Here is a 20,266-nt window from a genome sequence, read left to right as displayed (position 1 = left end):
CCGCGGATTTGCCCGGCTCTTGATTTCCGGGGGGAGAGAAAAGATATGACCAATCACGTGATGAAAGTTTCCTGTCCGACGCGCGCGGGCATCGTTGCCGCCGTATCGGGCTATCTGGCCGCTGCCGGCTGCGACATCCAGGACAGTTCGCAATTCACCGATCAGGAAAACGGCCGGTTCTTCATGCGGCTGCGCTTTCAGTCGGATCGGGACGGCGAAGGGCTGGCGCAGGGCTTTGCCGCCACGGCCCGAGAGTTCCAGATGGATTACGAAATCCGCGACCTGTCGCAAAAAGCCAGGGTTGTCCTGATGGTGTCGCGTTTCGGCCATTGCCTCAACGACCTTTTGTATCGGTCGCGCATCGGGGCGCTGCCGGTCGAAATCGTTGCGGTGATCTCGAACCATACCGATTACCAGAGGCAGGTGGTGAACGAGGACATCCCGTTTCACTGCATCCGCGTCACGCCTGAAACCAAGCCCGAGGCCGAGGCTGCCATCATGCAGGTGGTGCGCGACACCGGGGCCGAGCTGATCGTTCTGGCGCGCTATATGCAGGTGCTGTCGGACCAGATGTGCCGCGAAATGTCGGGCCGGATCATCAATATCCACCATTCCTTCCTGCCCAGCTTCAAGGGCGCCAACCCCTACAAACAGGCTTATGAGCGCGGGGTCCGGCTGATCGGGGCAACGGCGCATTACGTGACCGCCGACCTGGACGAGGGGCCGATCATCGAACAGGATATCATCCGCGTCACCCATGCCCAAAGCGCCGCCGATTATGTCAGCCTTGGCCGCGACGTCGAGGCGCAGGTGCTGGCTCGGGCGGTTCATGCCCATATTCATCACCGGGTTTTCCTGAACGGAAACAAGACCGTCGTCTTTCCCGCATCGCCGGGAGAATATGCCTCGGAGCGCATGGGATAATGACGAAAAGGGCCAGGGCGCGGCGCGGGATGATCCGCTCGTTTCTCTGGCCTTGACGGTTCCGTCCAGCGCCCGGCTTGCGCAAGAAATCAAACGCGGGGCTCAGGACCAGATGAAAAACCGGCCCGGTGCGCAATGCGCCGGGCCGGTTTTCGTCATGCGGTCTTGGGTTCGTCCGATATCCTGACCCGGCAGATTTTCTTTTACCCATTCGCGCCGAATAGGGGCCGGGCGATCAGGGGACCGGGCATTCGCCCGGTCCTTCTGCTTGGCGCGTATCAGCTTCTGGGCTTCAGGTTCTCGGGGTCGTAGAGGGGCTTGTAGCCGACGGCGGCGACCTCGACCGGGAAGGTTTCGCCCATGTATTCGACCGTCAGCTTGCGGCCTTCCTGGCAATGCGACCAAGGCAGGTAGGCCAGCGCGATGTTCCTGCCGATGGTCGGGCCGTAGACGATCGAGCTGGTCCAGGACCGCCGGCCCAGGGTGTCGACCAGAACCTCGCCCGTCTCGGCATCCTGCACCGGCAGGATGCCGACCGGATAGCGGGCGATGCCGTTGCTGTCCACGTTGTCGGTCATGACCAGGGTGCAGAGCATCGCCGGCTGGTGGTCGCGGGCGCGATATTCCAGGTGCTTGGCCTTGCCGCGGAAATCGGCCTCCTTGACCTTGGGACGGGCCAGGTCGGCCTCGTAGAGGTTGTATTCCGTGCGCAGGTCGGCGTTCTGCAGCCGCAGGCTTTTTTCGAGCCGGCGCGAGTTGGCGTAGGTTTCGATCCCCACCGCGATCACGCCCGTGGACCGCAAGGCGTCCCAGACCGCCAGCCCGTCCTCATAGGCCATGTGCAGCTCCCAGCCCTGCTCGCCGACATAGGAGATGCGGAAGGCGGTCACGTCGCGGCCGGCGATGCGGATCGGCTTGATGGCGGCGAAGGGGAAGGCGTCCTTTTCCAGCCCCGCCGGATCCTCGACCACCTTTTGCAGGTTCACCCGCGCGTTCGGACCCCAGATGCCGATGGTGATGAACTGCTCGGTCACGTCGGTGATGGTGACGTCCAGGCCCCGGTCCTGCGCCACGCGGCGCATGTAGTTCAGGTCGCGCGGCCCGGCATCGGCGCCGTTGACCAGCCGGCAGCGGTCGGCCAGGCGGAACACGGTGAAATCGGCGCGCACATTGCCCTCGTCATCCAGGAAATGCGTGTAGATCCCCTTGCCGATATTGCCCTCGCCGCCGATCTTGGCGGCGCAGAGCCATTCCAGCAGTTCGACGTGATCGGGGCCGGCAATGTCGGTCATGTGGAAATGCGACAGGTTGATGATGCCGCAATCCGCACTCATCTCCAGATGCTCGGCATTCGAGACGCGCCAGAAATGGCGGTTGTCCCATTCATGCTCGCGCACCGGCACCTGATCCGCGTATTTCTCCAGCAGGTGTTCGTTGGCGGCATAGCCATGGGCGCGCTCCCAGCCGCCCAGCTCCATGAAGTAGCCGCCCAGCTCCACCTCGCGCTCGTAGAAGGGCGAGCGGCGGATGCCGCGGCCGCCGGCGAAGGGTTCGCGCGGGTGGACCGGCGGGTTGTAGATCTTGGCCGCCGTCTCGATGCAGCGTTCCTCGATGAACTTTTCCTGCAATGCGAAGGGGTTGAAGCGCGAATAGTCGATGCTGGCATGGTCGATGCCGGTGCGCCCGTCGGTGATCCAGTCCACCACCAGCTTGGCCATGCCGGGCGCGTCCTTGACCCAGATCGCCACGGCATACCACAACCCGCGCACCTTCTGGCTTTCGCCGATGGACGGCCCGCCGTCGGTGGTGGTCTGCAACAGCCCGTTGAAGGAATGGCTTTCGTTATAGCCCAGCTCGCCCAGGATCGGGGTCAGCTCGATGGCGCGTTCCAGCGGCGACAGCACATCGTCCAGCTCCAGGTCGCGCTGCGAGGGCGACAGGCGGGCGTATTCCTTTTCCAGGATGTCGCGCGGATGGCACAGGCGCGGGTCCGATTCGTAGTAATAGCCCCATTCGATCTGGCCGCCCTCGGTGGTCTTGGGGTCGCCCGTGTCGCGCAGATAGGCCGAGTTGCCCTGGTCGCGCAGCAGCGGATAGCCGATCTCCTTGCCGGTATTCTCGAACTCGTCGTAGGGCCCGAAGAAGGTCAGCGGATGGTCGACCGGAAAGACCGGCAGGTCCTCGCCCGCCATCTCGGCGATCAGGCGGCCCCAGAGACCGGCGCAGACGATGACCAGGTCGGCCATGATGGTGCCGCGCGGGGTGACGACGCCCCGGATGTGCCCGTCCTCGATCACCAGCGAGGTGGCCGGGCAATTGGCGAAGGCCCGCAGCTTGCCCGAGGCCACGCCCTGGTCGACCAGCTTGCCCGCCACGGTCTGCGAGCGCGGCACCACCAGCCCCGCGTCGGGATCCCACAGCGCGCCCTGGATCTGGTCTTCCTCGACCAGCGGGAATTTCGCCTTGACCTCGGCGGGGCTGATCATCGTCGCCCGCGTGCCGAAGGCCTTGCCCGAGGCGACCTTGCGCTTGAGCTCGTTCATGCGCGTCTCGTCGCCCACCCGCGCGACCTCGATCCCGCCGACCTTGGCGTAATGGCCCATCTTCTCGAAGAAATCGATGGAATAGAGCGTGGTCCAGGTGCTGAGGAAATCGTGGCTGGTCGCAAAGCAGAAATCCGACGCATGCGCGGTCGAGCCGATATCGGTCGGGATGCCCGACTTGTCGACGCCGACGATATCGTCCCAGCCGCGCTCGATCAGGTGATGCGCGACCGAGGCGCCCACGATGCCGCCAAGGCCGACGATGACCACCCGCGCTCTATCAGGAAATCCCGACATGTTCTGTCCTCTCGATGTCTGAAGGGAGATTGTGACGAAAGGGTTCCCGTGACCGCCAGCAGGCGAAGCCGGGCTGCCCAAATGCGACGGCATGGCCCGCAAAGCGGGTCATGCCTTGTCCAGTTGTCGATGCATGTGCCGTCAGGGCCGCTACCATAGCCGTGGCTCGGCCAGCGCCTTGCGCCGACAGGCGGCAAGCAGCGTATTGTGCATCAGGCACATGATCGTCATCGGGCCGACGCCGCCGGGAACCGGGGTGATCGCCCCCGCGACCCCGCAGGCCGAGGCGAACTCGACATCGCCCACCAGCGTCTTCCGGCCGTCGCGGACGATGCGGCTGGTGCCGACATCGATCACCGTCGCCCCCGGCTTGATCCAGTCGCCCTTGATCATCTCGGCCTGGCCCGCGGCCGCGACCACGATGTCGGCCTGGCGGATCTTTCCCGGCAGGTCGCGGGTGCGGGAATGGGCCATGCTCACGGTGCAGTTCTCGGCCAGCAGCAGCTGCGCCATCGGCTTGCCCACCAGGATCGAGCGGCCCACCACCACGGCATCCAGCCCCGAAAGGTTGCCAAGCTGCGACCGGAGCAGCATCAGGCATCCCAGCGGCGTGCATGAGACGAGGCCGGGCAGCCCCGACACCAGGCGGCCCGCGCTGGACGGGTGCAGCCCGTCCACGTCCTTGGCGGGATCGATCGCCTCGATCACCGGCAGGGAATCCAGGTGAGCGGGCAGCGGCAACTGGACCAGGATGCCATCGACGCTGTCATCGGCGTTCAACTGCGCGATCAGGTCCAGAAGCTGTTGCTGGGTGGTGGCTTCGGGCAGGATATGCTCGAAGCTTGCCATGCCCAGCTTGCGGGCCATGCGGCCCTTGCTGCTGACATAGACCTCGCTGGCCGGATCGGTGCCGACCAGGACCACGGCAAGGCCCGGCGGCCGGCCCGTCTGTTCCCGAAAGGAGGGGATGGCGCCGCTGATCCGGGCGCCAAGGCCGTCGGCATGGGCCTTCCCGTCGATTGTCTGTGCCGTCATGGGCATCCTCCTCGTGCCAAGCGATCCGGCGGGGTCAGAGCGCGCGCTCCAACTCCGGCAGCGCATCGAAGATGTCGGCGACCAGGCCGTAATCGGCAACCTGGAAGATCGGGGCGTCCTCGTCCTTGTTGATGGCGACGATGACCTTGCTGTCCTTCATCCCCGCCAGGTGCTGGATCGCGCCGGAGATGCCCACCGCCACGTAGAGCTCCGGGGCGACCACCTTGCCGGTCTGGCCGACCTGCCAGTCGTTCGGGGCATAGCCCGCATCGACCGCCGCGCGCGAGGCGCCGACCGCGGCGCCGAGCTTGTCGGCGACAGGCAGGATCACCTGGCGGAACCTTTCTTCCGAGCCCAGGGCGCGGCCGCCCGAGACGATGATGTGAGCCGAGGCCAGCTCGGGGCGTTCGCTTTCCGAGAGGCGGTTTTCGACAAAGCCGGACAGGCGCGGGTCGGCCGTCTCGCTAATGGTTTCGACCGGGGCGCTGCCCCCCTCGGCCTGCGCCGCCTCGAAGCCCGAGGTCCGCACGGTGATGACCTTCTTGCCGTCGGTCGCCTGCACCGTCTGGATGGCGTTGCCGGCATAGATCGGCCGCTTGAACGTGTCGGCCGAGACGACTTCGACGATTTCCGAAACCTGTATCACGTCCAGAAGCGCGGCCACGCGCGGCAGGACGTTCTTGCCGGTGGTGGTCGCCGGGGCGATCACGGTGTCGTAGTCGCCGGCCAGCGAAACGATCAGCGCGGCGGTCGGTTCGGCCAGGCGATGCTCCAGCGCATCGGCTTCGGCCAGCAGGATCTTGCGGACCCCCTGGAAGGCCGTGGCGGCCTGGGCCACGGCGGCGGCGTCCTTGCCGGCCACCAGGATGTCGATCTCGCCGCCGATCCGGCGGGCGGCGGTCAGCGTGCGCGCGGTCTGGTCGGACAGGGCGGCGTTGTCGTGTTCGGCGAAAAGCAGGATGGCCATGGGATTTCTCTCCGATCAGAATTGCAGAACGCCGGCTTCGTTCTTCAGCTTGTCCAGCAGCTCGGCGACGCTGGCGACCTTGACGCCGGCCTTGCGGGTGCCCGGCTCCTCGGTTTTCAGCACCTTCAGGCGCGCATCGACGTTCACGCCGTAATCCGCCGGGGTCTTTTCCTCGAGCGGCTTCTTCTTGGCCTTCATGATATTGGGCAGGCTGGCATAGCGCGGCTCGTTCAGGCGCAGGTCGGCGGTGACGACCGCGGGCAGGGTGACCTCGATCACCTGCAGGCCGCCGTCGACCTCGCGCGTGACACGAGCCTTGTCGCCCTCAAGCGCGACCGCCGAGGCGAAGGTCGCCTGCGACCAGCCCAGCAGGGCCGACAGCATCTGCCCGGTCTGGTTGGCGTCGTCGTCGATGGCCTGCTTGCCCAGGACGACCAGCCGCGGGCCTTCGGCATCCGCCACGGCCTTCAGCAGCTTGGCGACGGCCAGGGGCTCGACCATGTCCTCGACCTTGATCAGGATGGCGCGATCCGCGCCCATGGCCAGGGCCGTGCGCAGCGTCTCCTGGGCTTGCGCCGGGCCGATCGAGACCACGACGACCTCTTCGGCCTTGCCCGCCTCTTTCAGGCGGATCGCCTCTTCCACGGCGATTTCGTCGAAGGGGTTCATCGACATCTTCACGTTCGACAGATCGACCCCGGTCCCATCGGCCTTGACCCGGATCTTGACGTTGAAGTCGACCACCCGCTTGACGGGCACCAATACTTTCATCTTGCGGTCCTTTCCCAGATGTTGAGGCAGAGGAGGGCGGGGCAGGCGCCCCTTGCGGCAAGCCTGGCCGGCCCCGCGGCGGCGGCCGCCGGCCCGGACGACCCGGCCACGGGATAGGGTAGAAGCCTGTAGCGCAAGTGTTCCCCCTTTGCTGCGCATTCCCGACCGCCGCGGATTCCCCTTGCTTCCCGACGGCTTCGGAAGCTAAGCGGCACCCCGTCGCCGGCCGGGCCTGCCTTTCGTGCAGAATCCCCTGTGGCGACCGTGGCGTTCCCGGCAATGTTCGTCGGACTATTGCGACGAAAACGGGGATCGAGAAGAACAATTGCGCCGGTCAAGCAAGATGGCTACGACAAACCCAGCCATAGGGCGCATCATCGGAGATCGAAGATGGGTGTCGGCGTGAGAGAAGGGCATTCCCGTTCCTACCCTGTCGCCAAGGGATCCCTGCGGCCAAGGGAGGCTGGCCCCCGGCTTTCGGTCGGCTTCCTCCTGACCCGGCAGTTCACGCTATGCGCCTTTGCGAACTTCGTCGACGTGCTGCGGCTGGCCGCAGACGAGGGGGACCGCAGCCGTCCCATCCTGTGCCGCTGGTCGGTGCTTTCGGACACGATGGACGTGGTGATGTCCAGTTGCGGCGTCGCCGTGCAGCCGCATGAGAAGCTGGGCGACCCGACGCGATTCGACTATATCGCCGTGGTCGGCGGCCTGACCGATGCGCTCGAGAACGTCAGCCATGCCTACAAGACCTATCTGCACCGGGCGGCCGCCGCCGGCGTGCCGCTGATCGGGGTCTGCTCGGGCGCCTTCGTGCTGCACCGGGCGGGATTGCTCGATGGCTATAAGTGCTGCGTAAGCTGGTTCCACAGCGCGGATTTCCTTGAGCAGTTCCAGGGCCTGGATCACGTCTCGGACCAGATCTTCGTGGTGGATCGCGACAGGCTGACCTGTTCCGGCGGGGCCAGTTCCGCCCATCTTGCGGCCTATCTGGTGGAAAAGCACGTCGGCCGCTCGCAGGCGAACAAGAGCCTGCACATCATGATCATCGACGGCGTCCTGCAGGCGGACAAGCCCCAGCCGGGCATCCCCATCGGCCTGCGCACCGATGATCCGCTGGTCCAGCGCGCGCTGCTGATCATGCAGCAGCATATCGACACGCCGCTTTCCGTGTCCGAGATCGCGCAGCGCATGGGTCACAGCAAGCGCCGGCTGGAACGGCATTTCCGCGCGGCGCTGGACACCTCGCCCCAGGCTGCGTTCATGGGCCTCAGGCTGGCGCTGGCCCGGCACCTGCTGGTGTCCAGCAACAAGACGATCGCCATGATCTCGGTCGAATGCGGCTTTTGCGATTCCTCGCACCTCAGCCGCATGTTCCGCCGCCTCTACGGTTGCACGCCGCAGGACGTGCGCAGCATGGGCCTGGGCGAGGCACCCGAGGGGGACGGCCCCGCGCATGTTCCCAAGGGGCTCTAGCCGCGCCGCCTTGCTGCCGCGCGCTTTCGGCGAATCGCGGCCGGGGCGGATAAGGCGCGCTGATATGTTTGCGCCGGACTTGCGTCGTTAAGATGCCAACCTGCCGATTCCGTATCGGGTAAGTTCCCTTCCAGCAGCCAGCGAATGAACCGCGCCGCTCGGGGGAATGCAAGCTCGTGTCGGGATTTACCCATTGCATGCGCTTGCGGGAATGGTCGTGCAGGGAGAAGCCACGATATGGATATACGAAGTGAAATGCTGAACATGATCCGAATGCACCAATTCGGGTATTCCTTGCCCCAGGCCTTTTACAAGGATCCCGGGTTTTTCCAGATCGATCTGGAGATGATCTGGTATCGTGACTGGCTGTTTGCCGGCCATAACTGCGAAATTCCCAAGCCCGGCAATTATTTCACCCTGCAGATCGGGTCTTATCCGGTCGTCGTCGTGCGCGACCGCAACGGCGACATCCGGGCATTCCACAACGCCTGCCGCCACCGCGGCAGCCGCGTCTGCACCCAGGCCAAGGGGACTGCGGCCAAGCTGGTCTGCCCCTATCACCAATGGACCTACGACCTGGACGGCAAGCTGCTTTTCGCGCGCCAGATGGCGGAAGGCTTCGATACCTCGGCGCATTCGCTCAAGCCGGTCGCCTGCGAGACCGTGGCCGGCTACATCTTCATCTGCCTTGCCAAGGAGCCGGCCGACTTCCAGCCGTTCCGCGCGCTGATGGAGCCCTACTTTGCCCCCCACAACCTGCTGGAGGCGAAGGTCGCGCATGAGACGACCATCATCGAGGAAGGCAACTGGAAGCTGGTGTGGGAAAACAACCGCGAATGCTATCATTGCGCGGCCAACCACCCCGAGCTTTGCCGCACCTATCCCGAGGCGCCGAACGTCACCGGCGTATCCGGCGGCGCCGATGACCCGGAAATGGCCGCGCATTGGGACAAATGCGAGGCCGCGGGGCTGCCCGCGCGCTTCCACATGCATGAAAGCGGCCAGTTCCGGGCGATCCGGTCGCCGCTGCTGCGCGATGCGGTCAGCTATACCATGGACGGCAAGCCCGCTGTCGGCCGCACGCTGTCGGATGTCCGGGCCGACCATATCGGCGCGCTGATGCTGTTTCATTATCCGACCACCTGGAACCATGTTCTGATGGACCATGCGGTGACGTTCCGCGTCACCCCGATCGGCCCGAACCAGACCGCGGTCACGACCAAGTGGCTGGTCCACAAGGATGCCGTCGAGGGCGTGGACTACGATGTCGAACGCCTGACCCATGTCTGGACCTACACCAACGACCAGGACCGCCAGATCGTCGAGGAAAACGCCCGCGGCATCGAATCCCCCGCCTATGAGCCGGGCCCCTATTCCGAATTGCACGAGGGCGGCGTCATCCAGTTCGTCGAATGGTACAAGACCTTCATGGGATCGCGTCTGGAAGGCAGCGACCCGAGGCCCCTGAAGAGTGTCGCATAACGTGATGCAGGCAGGCCAACCGACGGATCACCACGTCTATCGCCACCTCGACGAGATGACGCCGTGGAACGACCGCCTCCAGGTTCTGGAGGTGGTCAGCGTCACCGACGAGGCGCCGGAGGTGAAGACCTTCACCTTCCGGTCCGATGCGCAGACCTGGTTCAAATACAAGCCGGGACAGTTCATCACCCTTGATCTGCCCGCCGACGACGGTCCGCTGATGCGGACCTACACCTTGTCGTCCACCCCCTCGCGGCCGTTTTCGATTTCGGTCACGGTCAAGGCGCAGCCGACCAGCATCGGCACGCGCTGGATGTTCCAGAACCTCAAGCCCGGCAGCCTGGTCAAGGCCTATGGGCCGGCGGGGCATTTCACGCTTTTCGCGCATTCCGCCTCGAAATACCTGTTCATCTCGGCCGGTTCGGGCATCACGCCGATGATGTCCATGCTGCGCTGGCTTTCCGATTGCGCGCCGGGCACCGACGTCGCCTTCGTCAATTGCGCCCGGCGGCCCGAGGAGCTGATCTTCCGGCAGGAGCTTGAGCTGCTCAGCCATCGCATGCCCGCCCTGTCGCTTGGCTTCATCGTGCAAGAGCGGTCGCTTCACAAAAGCTGGGCCGGGCACCTGGGCCGGATCGACGCGGTCCGCCTGCCGCTTTTCGCGCCCGACCTGCTTGAGCGCGAGGTGTTCTGCTGCGGCCCGGAACCCTTCATGCAGGATATCCGGGATCTGCTGCGCGATGCCGGTTTCGACATGGCGCATTATCACCAGGAAAGCTTCGGCGAGCCGCCCAAGGAGGCCCCCACCGAGCCGGTTGTCTTCACGCCCGATGGCGTGGATGGCGTCGAGGGCACGGGCGTCACCGCGGTCAGCTTCACCATGTCCGGGGTCGAGGGCGAATGCCTTCCGGGGCAGACCGTTCTTCAGGCCGCGCGCGCGGCGGGGGTGCGCATCCCCGCCGCTTGCGAATCCGGCCTTTGCGGAACCTGCAAGATCCTGAAGCTCTCGGGCGAGGTGGAAATAAACCACAACGGCGGGATCCTCGACGAGGAAATCGAGGAAGGCTACATCCTTGATCCTTGCCTGCTGCTCGCGGCCGCTTGGAAAGCTAGAGGTCGAGGCGTGAAGGTGGCCGATGCCGCGCCGAAGGTCGCCGGATGGGTTCCGGCCCGTGCTTCGTGGCGGTGCGGGCGAACATGCGGCGGCTGCGCAAAGGATCGCCGGCAGCGCGAGAATTCCAGATTCGCGAAATTCGACTTCGCTATCGTGATAGCCGCCGGCCAGCGGACTGTGGTCACGTAACGACATTCGGCGCGCGCATTTCCCGGCCTTGGCGGGCGTGGCCTGACGCTGCGCGATGAGAGGTGCCGCCGCAACCCTGTGTCAATGGAGGAGTGGGCGATCATGAGCAGAAATCGGGGTGTCGTTTACATGGAACCCGGCAAGGTCGAGGTTCAGGACATTGCGGACCCAAGGCTGGAGGCGCCCAACGGCCGCCGCATCGAGCATGGCGTGATCCTGAAGGTCATCTCGACCAATATCTGCGGCTCGGACCAGCACATGGTGCGGGGGCGGACGACCGCGCAACCCGGACTGGTCCTGGGCCACGAGATCACCGGCGAGGTGATCGAGAAGGGCAGCGATGTCGAGATGCTGGAAATCGGCGACATCGTCTCGGTTCCCTTCAACGTCGCCTGCGGTCGCTGCCGCACCTGCAAGTCGCAGGACACGGGTGTCTGCCTGACGGTGAACCCCGAGCGCGCCGGCGGCGCCTATGGCTATGTGGACATGGGCGGCTGGATCGGCGGGCAGGCCCGCTACGTGATGGTGCCCTATGCGGACTTCAACCTGCTGAAGCTGCCCGATCGCGACCGGGCGATGGCCAAGATCCGCGACCTGACGATGCTGTCGGACATCCTTCCCACCGGCTTTCACGGCGCGGTCAAGGCCGGCGTCGGCGTGGGCTCGGTGGTCTATGTGGCCGGTGCCGGTCCGGTCGGGCTGGCCGCGGCGGCCTCGGCCCGGATCCTTGGCGCGGCGGTTGTGATGATCGGCGATTTCAACCCCGACCGCCTGGCCCATGCCGCCAAGGTGGGCTTCGAGCCGATCGACCTGGGCAAAAGCGACCGCCTGGGCGACCTGATCGCGAATGTGGTCGGCACGAACGAGGTGGACAGCGCCATCGACGCGGTGGGCTTCGAGGCCCGCGGCCATTCCGGCGGCGAGCAGCCGGCCGTCGTGTTGAACCAGATGATGGAGATCACCCGCGCCGCCGGCTCGATCGGCATCCCCGGCCTCTATGTGACCGAGGATCCGGGCGCGGTCGATAGCGCCGCCAGGCAGGGCAGCCTGTCGCTCCGCTTCGGGCTGGGCTGGGCCAAGGCGCAGTCGTTCCATACCGGGCAGACCCCGGTGCTGAAATACAATCGCCAGCTGATGCAGGCGATCCTGCATGACCGCCTGCCGATTGCCGATATCGTCAATGCGAAGATCATTTCCCTGGAGGATGCGGCCCAGGGCTATGAAACCTTCGATCAGGGCGCGGCCGTCAAGTTTGTCCTTGATCCGCATGACATGCTGAAAGCGGCCTGACGATTGAATAAAATTGAAGGAGGCTGCGTTTCCATAAGCGAAGCGCAGCCTTTTCATGTCCATATTGCCTTGCAGCCATGAAACGAGTTCAAGCGAGAGAGGGGGCGAAATCCAAGGCTTCGGATCTCCAAATAGGTGCGACGCAACAGCCGTAAAACTGCGACGAAACGGCCGGTAAGGCAGGAAAATTTATCGATTTTCGTTCAGGAAGTGGGGGTGGGCAAGAAATCGTTGCTCAGTTCTGGAGGAGGAAGCTATGCAACCAAGTGGATCACGAAGGATAAACCCTGGCGTGTTCTGGCCAGCGTTGGCCGTCGCGGGAGGATTCGTGACGTGGGGAGTCCTGGGTCCAGACAGCCTGGCTGCCGTCGCATCTGCCACATTGAATTGGATCATCCGCGTTTTCGGCTGGAGTTTCGTGATTTCCACGGCGTTTTTCCTTGCCTTCGCGATATTCCTGGCATTCAGCCGATTTGGCCGGATCAAGCTGGGCCACGATGACGAAAAGCCCGAATTCTCGACCCGGTCATGGGTTTGCATGATGTTCAGCGTCGGAATGGGCATCGGCCTCATGTTCTGGGGCGTGGCCGAGCCGATCAGCCATTTCGGCACGCCCCCGCACGGCCTGGCCGAGCCCCAGACCCAGGAAGCCGCGCTGGTGGCCATGCAATATGCCTATTTCCATTGGGCCCTGCACCCTTGGGCAATCTATGCGATGGCTGGATTGGCAATGGCGTATTTCAGCTATCGCCGCGACCTTCCCACGCTGGTTTCCAGCGCTTTCCACCCCTTGCTGGGGGAGCGCATCCATGGGCCGATCGGGCGCATGATCGACATATTGGCGATCATCGCCACCCTGTTCGGAACCGCGACATCCCTTGGCCTTGGCGCGCAGCAGATCAACAGCGGAATGAATTATCTCTGGAATACCGGAGAATCCCCGACCATTGCGCTGACCATCATCGCGGTCCTTTCCGTGCTGTTCATCCTGTCCGCGGTCTCCGGCGTGGGCCGAGGCATCCAGTTTCTCAGCAATATCAACATGGTCGCGGCCCTTATGTTGCTGCTGTTCCTGGCTGTGCTGGGGCCGACGGTCTTTATCCTGGATACGCTGATCGAGGCAATGGGCCTTTACATGAGCGATCTGGTTTCCATGTCCTTTCGAACCTCGGCCTTCAGCGACAGCAAATGGCTTGCAAGCTGGACGATTTTCTACTGGGCCTGGTGGGTTTCCTGGGCGCCCTTTGTCGGCGTATTCATCGCCCGGATTTCTCGCGGCCGCACCATCCGGGAATTCGTGGTCGGGGTTCTGTTGATCCCCAGCGCCGTGACCTTCGTCTGGTTCACCGTCATGGGCGGCAGCGCGCTTTTCTCGGAACTGACCGGACCGGGCGGGCTGGTCGAGGCCATTGCCGGAAAAGGCGAGCAGGTTTCCCTTTTTGCCTTGCTCGAGCAATATCCGCTGCATGCCTTTACCTCTTCCGTGGCCATGTTCCTTGTCGCCATCTTCTTCGTATCGGGCGCCGATGCCGCTTCGGTCGTGATGGGAATGCTGTCCTCGTTCGGGACGATTCATCCGCGTGCCGGCATTGTCGTGCTTTGGGGGTTGCTGGCCGGCGCCTCGGCCTCGATCCTGCTGGTCGTCGGCGGGTTGGGCGGCCTCCAGACCGCCTCCATCATCGCGGCCGCGCCATTTCTCGTGGTCATGGTCGGGCTTTGCGCATCGCTGTGGAAGGGGCTGTTGGACGATATCGAAGTGCATGGCCATTTTGAGGAAATAGACCCCCATACCGGCGGCTTGAAGGAACGCCATCATCCATAATCGGTTGCCCGGACCCTGTCGGAAAATCATTCTGGCATGGTCCCTTTCGGGCAAGCCCTGCGATCCATATCGACCTGCACCCCATACTGAGAAGCGCTACCCGCTTCCCGGTATATATCTTTGCCGCCGCATGGTGCATGCCGCGTCCTCTGCGCATTCGAAAGCGAGCCTGCCGGCGAAATTCGCCTATGCCTTCCCGGCGTAACGGTCCACCAGCGAAAGCAGGGTCTCGACCACCGCATCCCTGGTGGGATCGCGGACATCCCGCGCCCAGACCACATGCAGCGGCAATTTCAGCCGCAGGCTGTCGTCGGGCAGGGCCAGCGCGCAGACATGAACGTCGCGCGGCACGAACCCGGACCACCAGCGCGGCACGATCGCCGCGCCGATTCCCGCGGCGACCATGTTCATCATCGTCTGCTTCTCGTCCGCGTTCTGGACGATGCGGGGCTCGACCCCGGCATGCTCGAAAAGCGCCAGGACCAGATCGTGGCTATGCGGACGCGAGCGGCGATCCGGCACGATCAGCGGCACGTCGCGCAGGCTGGGAATATCGACCTCCTGCCGGGCCGAAAGCGGATGGCCGGGCGGCAAGACGACGACCGAGGATTCGTTAAGCAGGAAATGCCCGCGCAGCCGGCGGTGAAACGGCTTCAGCCCCGGCCGCACCAGCGCCAGATCCAGATTGCCCGCCAGCAGCCGCGGGATCAGCTTGATCGAGCGTTCCTCGACCAGCTGGATCCTCAGGTCCGGCAGGATGGCATGCACCGCCTGGAGCAGGCCGGGCACCAGGCCGCTGGCGGCGGTGTCGATGGCCCCCAGCCGCAGGACCTGGCCGCCCTTGCGGCCCAGCCTGCGCCAGCGTGCCTGGGCTGCGTCCGCCTCGGCCAGCAGGGCGCGCGCCTCCTTGATGACGCGTATGCCTTCCGCGGTGATGACGACCGAGCGCGTCGTGCGCTCGAAGATCTGCACGCCCAGACTGTCCTCGAGCTGGCGCACGGCGCGGCCAAGCGCGGCCGGCAGCATCTCGAGCCGGGCGGCGGCGCGCCCGAAATGCATCTCGTCCGCCACCGCGACGGTGCAGCGCAACTGTCGAAGCTCCATGCCGGCTTCATCCCGATTATTCCGTTTTATTATATAATCAACGAACGATTGAGAACAGCGCCCCCACGCCCGTAATTTTCCCCGAGGCGCAGAGGAGTGCGCCTTTACCGGTCACATCGGGGAGGATCAGATGGGCGATGCGCTCGAAAAGCGCGTCATGAGGAAGATCTCGTGGCGCATCATACCCTTCATCATGCTGCTTTATTTCATCGCGTTCCTCGACCGCGTGAACGTGGGCTTCGCGGCCATCCACATGAACGGGGATCTGGGCCTGTCGCCCGCCATCTTCGGTTTCGGGGCCGGGCTGTTCTTCATCGGCTATTTCCTGTTCGAGGTGCCCTCGAACCTGGCGCTGGAAAGGTTCGGCGCGCGGATCTGGATCGCCCGCGTCATGCTGACCTGGGGCCTGATCTCGGGCGCCATGGCCTTCGTGCAGGGGCCGACCAGCTTCTACATCCTGCGCTTCCTGCTGGGCGCGGCCGAGGCTGGCTTCTTTCCGGGCATCATCCTGTATCTCAGCTACTGGTTCCCCGCGAAAAACCGCGCGCAGGTGACGGCGCTGTTCATGGCCGCGGCGCCGATCTCGGTCGCGCTCGGTTCGCCGATCTCGGGCGCGCTGCTGGAGATGGAGGGGCTGATGGGCTGGCACGGCTGGCAGTGGATGTTCGTGCTCGAGGCGGCGCCGGCGCTGATCCTGGGCGTCGTGGTGCTGTTCTACCTGACCGACCGGCCGGAAAAGGCGAAATGGCTGGCAGCCGACGAACGCGCATGGCTGGCCAGCACCATGAACGCCGAGCGCGCGGCCAAGGACAAGGCCGGGGCCAGCCATTCGATCCTGAAGGGGCTGACCGATCCGCGCGTGCTGGCGCTGGCGCTGGTCTATTTCGGCACCTCGGCCGGGCTTTACACGCTGGGGATCTGGGCGCCGCAGATGCTGCACGGGCTGGGCCTGACCTCGTTCCAGACCGGCCTTGTCAACGCCATCCCGCCGATCTTTGCCGTCGTCGCCATGTATCTGTGGTCGCGCCATTCCGACCGCACCGGCGAGCGCACCTGGCATGTGACGCTGGCCTGCATCGCCGCCGGGGCGGGCCTGTTCTTCGCCGGCTTCGCCGTCTCGCTGGCCGCCGTCGTCCTGGCGCTGGTGGTGGTGAATGCCGGCGTCAGCGCCGCCAAGCCGCCGTTGTGGTCGATGCCGACCATGTTCCTGTCGGGCTCGGCCGCGGCCACCGGCATCGCCACGATCAACTCGCTGGGCAACCTTGGCGGTTTCGTCGGCCCCTATGTCATCGGCCTGATCAAGCAGGCGACCGGCAGCTTCGAATGGGGCCTCTATTTCGTCGCCGGCCTGCTGATCCTGTCGGCCGTCGTCACCCTGATCATCGCCGGCACGGCGCGCCGCTCGGCCGCCCTTTCGTCCAACGCCATCCAGAAAGGCTGAACCCATGACCATCGCACAGAAAGCGTCAGAGCTGACCACCGAATCCCGCACCTATCGCATTGCCGCCATTCCCGCCGACGGGATCGGCCCCGAGGTCATCGCCGCCGGCCTGCAAGCGCTGGAGGCGCTGGCCAGGCGCGACGGCACCTTCCGCTTTGACGTGACCGAATTCGACTGGGGCTCGGACCGCTACAAGAGGACCGGCGCGCTGATGCCCGAGGACGGGTCGGAGCAGTTGCGGGCCTTCGACGCCATCTTCTTCGGCGCGGTGGGTGCGCCGGACGTGCCGGATCACATCACGCTTTGGGGCCTGCGCCTGCCGATCTGCCAGGGTTTCGACCAATATGCCAACGTGCGCCCGACCAAGATTCTGCCCGGCATCCGGTCGCCGCTGGAAAGCGTCGGCCCCGGCGACCTGGACTGGGTGATCGTGCGCGAGAACTCCGAGGGCGAATATTCCGGCCATGGCGGCCGTGCCCACAAGGGCCTGCCCGAAGAGGTCGGCACCGAGGTCGCGATCTTCACCCGCGTCGGCGTCACCCGGATCATGCGCTATGCCTTCAAGCTGGCGCAGTCGCGGCCGCGCAAGCTGTTGACGGTCGTCACCAAGTCCAATGCGCAGCGCCATGGCATGGTGATGTGGGACGAGATCGCGGCCGAGGTCTCGCGGGAATTCCCCGACGTGACCTGGGACAAGATGCTGGTCGATGCGATGACCGTGCGCATGGTCAAGAACCCGCAAAGCCTCGACACCATCGTCGCGACGAACCTGCACGCGGACATCCTGTCGGATCTGGCGGGCGCGCTGGCCGGCAGCCTGGGCGTGGCGCCCACCGGCAATATCGACCCGGAACGGCGCTATCCCTCGATGTTCGAGCCGATCCACGGCTCGGCCTTCGACATCACCGGCAAGGGCATCGCCAACCCGGTCGCGACCTTCTGGACCGCGGCGCAGATGCTGGAGCATCTGGGCGAGGCTGATGCGGCCAGGCGCCTGATGACGGCGGTCGAGCAGGTCTGCGCCGATGGCGTGATGACCCCCGACGTGGGCGGGACGGCCACCACGCAGCAGGTCACGGATGCCGTCTGCGCGGCCATCCGCGGCGCCAATATCTGAGGCAAGGCGATGGCTCGCGACCCCAGGGATTTCCTGCTGCGCCTGTTTTCCGCGGCGGTGGACAGCGCCGATCCGGCGAAGACGGTCGCGCGCCATCTGCCGGACCCGCCGCGCGGCCGGGTCGTCGTGGTGGGGGCGGGCAAGTCCGCCGCCGCCATGGCCCGCGCGGTCGAGGAGGCCTGGCCCGGCGTGGACCTGTCGGGGGTGGTCGTCACCCGCTACGGCCATGCCGTGCCGACCCGCCGGATCGAGGTGATCGAGGCCGCGCATCCCGTTCCCGACCGGAACGGCGCCCAGGCGGCGCGGCGCATCCTGGATGCCGTCGGCGGGCTCGGCCCCGAGGATCTGGTGCTGGCGCTGATCTCGGGCGGCGGCTCGGCGCTGATGACCGCGCCTGCGCCGGGGCTGACGCTGGACGACAAGATGCGGGTGAACCGCCTGCTTCTGGCCTCCGGGGCGCCGATTTCGGTGATGAACCGGGTGCGGCGGCGGCTATCGGCCATCAAGGGCGGGCGGCTGGCGCTGGCGGCGGCGCCGGCACGGGTGGTGACGCTGGCGATCTCGGACGTGCCGGGGGACGATCCGCTGGCCATCGCCTCGGGACCGACGGTGCATGACCCGGATGCGGGGGCGGACCTGTCCGAGGTGGTGCGGATGCTTGGCCCCGACCTGCCCGAGCCGGCGCGCCGCCTGCTGCTGGAAGTGCCCGAGCCCCTGCCGGCATTCGGGGCGGATTACCGGCTGATCTCGACCCCGATGCTGGCGCTTGAGGCGGCGGCGGCCCGCGCCCGCGCCGAGGGGGCGACGCCCCTGATCCTCGGCGACGCCATCGAGGGCGAGGCAGCCGCGGCGGGCCAGGTCATGGCCGGCATCGCCCGATCCGCCGCGCTGCATGGCCAGCCGGTCCGGGGTCCGGCCGTGCTGCTGTCGGGCGGCGAGACCACCGTCACCATCGGCGCGGCCAGGCCCGGACGCGGCGGGCGCAATACCGAGTTCCTGCTGGCCATGGCGCTGGCGCTGGACGGCACCTCGATCCACGCGCTGGCCTGCGACATCGACGGCATCGACGGGACCGAGGATGCGGCGGGCGCGATCATCGCCCCCGACACGCTGCCCCGCGCCCGCGCGGCCGGGCTGGACCCGGCGGCGGTGCTGGCGGGCCATGACAGCTATAGCCTGTTCGCGCGGCTCGGCGACCTGGTCAAGACCGGGCCGACCCTGACCAATGTCAACGACTTCAGGGCGGTATACATTCCATAGACCCAACCCCTGGCGCCGGGGGTCGGGGCGGCCGTGGCGCTGGACCTCGTCCCCGTGCTGCGCCGCTGTGCGGTCTGCGGCCCTGATCCTGGCCCTGGCTGCATCCGTGCACCCTGGGATGACTGCCCCGGTCGGGCCCAGGGCTTCGAACACCGCGCCCTTCCGCTTTCGATGAGCGGCAGCTATTCGGCGGTAAGGTTCGCCGCCTCGGCGCGGGTCGCGCGGTCGAGGATCAGCGGCATGAGCCCGCCTTTCGCCAGGGTCTCGACCTCAAGGCTCGCCTCGAACGCCTCGACCCTGCCCGAGACGCGGTGGATCGCCACGCGGACAGGCCCGCGCGGTTCCAGCCGCGATGGATCGAGCGTGATCCCGACCCGGTCCGCGACCGTCAGCGCCAGCGACTGCGGCGTCGTTCCCGCAGGCAGGCGCAGCGGCAGGATGCCCATGCCGATCAGGTTCGAACGGTGGATGCGCTCGAAGGCCTCGGCTCGGCGCTGGCGGCGGTGTTGCTGGTGCTGGTCGTCGGCCTGATCTGGATCCTGTCGCGGATCGTCCGGCTCGATCGGCTGCTCTGATCCATTCCCCGTCGCTTCCAGCCAGAAAGAGCCACCATGCGCAACGAGCAACCCGGCCGGATCAGCACCCTTTGCGTTTATGCGGCGATGCTGTTTCTGATCGCGCCGCTGCTGGCGGTGATCCCGATCTCGTTCACGCCCAAGCATTTCCTGTCGATGCCGGACGGCGACTGGTCGCTGCGCCATTACCGGGAGCTGATGTCCAGCGCGCAATGGCACGACGGCATCCTGACCAGCGCCTTGGTGGCGCTGCTCGCCGCAGGGCTGGCGACCGTCTTCGCGACGCTGTTCTGCATCGGGATCGGGTATGCGAAATCGCGCTACGGCGCGGCTTTCATCGGCATCGTGCTGGCGCCCCTGGCGGTGCCGCCGATCATCTCGGCGCTGGCGCTCTATTTCCTCGTCACCCCATCAACGCCTTCGACACGCTGCCGGGGGTGGTGATCTCGCACGCGGTGATGGCGGTGCCCTATGCCGTGGTGGCGCTCCTGGTCACGCTGAGCCAGGTCGACCGCCGGATCGAACTTGCCGTGCGCAACCCCGGCGCCTCGATCTGGCAGACGACCTTCTGGGTGGTCCTGCCCAATATCCGCTTCGGCGTGTTGACCGCCGCCTTCCTGTCCTTCGTGAGGTCATGGGAGGAAATCGCGGTCACGCTGTTCGTCACCTCGGTCAAGATCGTGACCCTGCCGCGCATGATCTGGGCCGGGCTGCGAGACAACGTCGATCCCGTCATCGCGGCGATCTCGGTGGCGCTGATCCTGCTGACCCTGCTCGGCATGGTCGCCAAGCTGATCGTGTCGCTGCGCGCGAAGGCATGAACCTTGCCCGGCGTCGATCGCTGGCCATGGAAAGCAAAGGA

17 protein-coding genes are annotated in these 20,266 nt (G+C 65.7%); 11 read left to right on the top strand and 6 right to left on the bottom strand.

Going from position 1 to position 20,266, the window contains the following annotated elements; all coding sequences use genetic code 11:
• Positions 1 to 45 precede the first annotated feature (45 nt).
• A complete protein-coding gene (purU, locus tag KF941_RS23835; protein ID WP_036758019.1) occupies positions 46 to 924 on the top strand; it encodes a formyltetrahydrofolate deformylase in 879 nt (292 codons plus the stop codon).
• Positions 925 to 1,202: 278 nt separating this feature from the next.
• Here purU and KF941_RS23830 read toward each other — a convergent pair whose 3' ends face one another.
• The 4 genes from KF941_RS23830 to KF941_RS23815 all read right to left on the bottom strand — a co-directional run bounded on the left by KF941_RS23830 (position 1,203) and on the right by KF941_RS23815 (position 6,537).
• Positions 1,203 to 3,764: an FAD-dependent oxidoreductase gene (locus tag KF941_RS23830; RefSeq protein ID WP_214274759.1), complete on the bottom strand. Its 2,562-nt coding sequence runs from the start codon at positions 3,762 to 3,764 to the stop codon at positions 1,203 to 1,205.
• A 150-nt stretch (positions 3,765 to 3,914) separates the two neighbouring features.
• Positions 3,915 to 4,799, bottom strand: coding sequence for a bifunctional methylenetetrahydrofolate dehydrogenase/methenyltetrahydrofolate cyclohydrolase FolD (gene folD / locus KF941_RS23825; RefSeq protein WP_036758022.1), 885 nt, complete (start codon positions 4,797 to 4,799; stop codon positions 3,915 to 3,917).
• A 34-nt stretch (positions 4,800 to 4,833) separates the two neighbouring features.
• Entirely contained in the window at positions 4,834 to 5,766 is a 933-nt protein-coding gene (locus KF941_RS23820; protein WP_214274758.1) for an electron transfer flavoprotein subunit alpha/FixB family protein, read from the bottom strand.
• A gap of 15 nt (positions 5,767 to 5,781) precedes the next feature.
• Positions 5,782 to 6,537 carry an electron transfer flavoprotein subunit beta/FixA family protein gene (locus KF941_RS23815; protein WP_214274757.1) on the bottom strand — a complete coding sequence of 252 codons (756 nt, stop codon included), beginning with the start codon at positions 6,535 to 6,537 and terminating at the stop codon, positions 5,782 to 5,784.
• Between the two features lie 390 nt (positions 6,538 to 6,927).
• Here KF941_RS23815 and KF941_RS23810 point away from each other — a divergent pair, with 390 nt between their 5' ends.
• From KF941_RS23810 to KF941_RS23790, 5 genes are all read left to right on the top strand, one after another.
• Positions 6,928 to 8,010, top strand: coding sequence for a GlxA family transcriptional regulator (locus KF941_RS23810; protein WP_052096121.1), 1,083 nt, complete (start codon positions 6,928 to 6,930; stop codon positions 8,008 to 8,010).
• 345 nt (positions 8,011 to 8,355) lie between these two features.
• Positions 8,356 to 9,492 (top strand): aromatic ring-hydroxylating dioxygenase subunit alpha, encoded by a 1,137-nt coding sequence (locus KF941_RS23805; RefSeq protein ID WP_341802565.1) that lies wholly within the window; start codon positions 8,356 to 8,358, stop codon positions 9,490 to 9,492.
• Positions 9,493 to 9,496: 4 nt separating this feature from the next.
• Positions 9,497 to 10,795 (top strand): hybrid-cluster NAD(P)-dependent oxidoreductase, encoded by a 1,299-nt coding sequence (locus KF941_RS23800; protein WP_346429027.1) that lies wholly within the window; start codon positions 9,497 to 9,499, stop codon positions 10,793 to 10,795.
• Between the two features lie 102 nt (positions 10,796 to 10,897).
• Positions 10,898 to 12,085 carry a formaldehyde dehydrogenase, glutathione-independent gene (gene fdhA, locus KF941_RS23795; protein WP_214274756.1) on the top strand — a complete coding sequence of 396 codons (1,188 nt, stop codon included), beginning with the start codon at positions 10,898 to 10,900 and terminating at the stop codon, positions 12,083 to 12,085.
• A 292-nt stretch (positions 12,086 to 12,377) separates the two neighbouring features.
• Entirely contained in the window at positions 12,378 to 13,907 is a 1,530-nt protein-coding gene (locus KF941_RS23790; RefSeq protein WP_346429026.1) for a BCCT family transporter, read from the top strand.
• 186 nt (positions 13,908 to 14,093) lie between these two features.
• On the opposite strand, the gene KF941_RS23785 is transcribed toward KF941_RS23790, so the two are convergent.
• The gene (locus tag KF941_RS23785; RefSeq protein ID WP_214274754.1) at positions 14,094 to 15,011 is read right to left on the bottom strand and encodes a LysR family transcriptional regulator; all 918 of its coding nucleotides are present in this window, start codon (positions 15,009 to 15,011) and stop codon (positions 14,094 to 14,096) included.
• Between the two features lie 130 nt (positions 15,012 to 15,141).
• Here KF941_RS23785 and KF941_RS23780 point away from each other — a divergent pair, with 130 nt between their 5' ends.
• Genes KF941_RS23780 through KF941_RS23770 form a run of 3 tightly spaced genes read left to right on the top strand, consistent with a single transcriptional unit; the run spans position 15,142 to position 18,829 of the window.
• Positions 15,142 to 16,452 carry an MFS transporter gene (locus KF941_RS23780; protein WP_214274753.1) on the top strand — a complete coding sequence of 437 codons (1,311 nt, stop codon included), beginning with the start codon at positions 15,142 to 15,144 and terminating at the stop codon, positions 16,450 to 16,452.
• 4 nt (positions 16,453 to 16,456) lie between these two features.
• Complete coding sequence (locus KF941_RS23775; protein WP_214274752.1) at positions 16,457 to 17,569, top strand: tartrate dehydrogenase; 1,113 nt, start codon at positions 16,457 to 16,459, stop codon at positions 17,567 to 17,569.
• Between the two features lie 9 nt (positions 17,570 to 17,578).
• Complete coding sequence (locus tag KF941_RS23770) at positions 17,579 to 18,829, top strand: glycerate kinase (RefSeq protein WP_214274751.1); 1,251 nt, start codon at positions 17,579 to 17,581, stop codon at positions 18,827 to 18,829.
• A 182-nt stretch (positions 18,830 to 19,011) separates the two neighbouring features.
• Here the strand turns inward: KF941_RS23770 and KF941_RS28455 are convergent, their stop codons facing one another.
• A complete protein-coding gene (locus KF941_RS28455; RefSeq protein WP_276315900.1) occupies positions 19,012 to 19,275 on the bottom strand; it encodes a hypothetical protein in 264 nt (87 codons plus the stop codon).
• Positions 19,276 to 19,440: 165 nt separating this feature from the next.
• Here KF941_RS28455 and KF941_RS28190 point away from each other — a divergent pair, with 165 nt between their 5' ends.
• The gene (locus KF941_RS28190) at positions 19,441 to 19,848 is read left to right on the top strand and encodes a hypothetical protein (protein WP_240540608.1); all 408 of its coding nucleotides are present in this window, start codon (positions 19,441 to 19,443) and stop codon (positions 19,846 to 19,848) included.
• Positions 19,845 to 20,225, top strand: a complete 381-nt coding sequence (locus KF941_RS28185; RefSeq protein ID WP_346429025.1) for an ABC transporter permease subunit — start codon at positions 19,845 to 19,847, stop codon at positions 20,223 to 20,225. The genes KF941_RS28190 and KF941_RS28185 overlap by 4 nt, the downstream gene beginning before the upstream one ends.
• Positions 20,226 to 20,266 lie beyond the last annotated feature (41 nt).

The organism is Paracoccus sp. pheM1, from assembly GCF_018499825.1.
GTDB classification, from domain to species: domain Bacteria; phylum Pseudomonadota; class Alphaproteobacteria; order Rhodobacterales; family Rhodobacteraceae; genus Paracoccus; species Paracoccus versutus.
The sequence above is the reverse complement of the archived record's forward strand: the minus strand, read 5'-3'. Positions and strand labels throughout refer to the sequence as shown.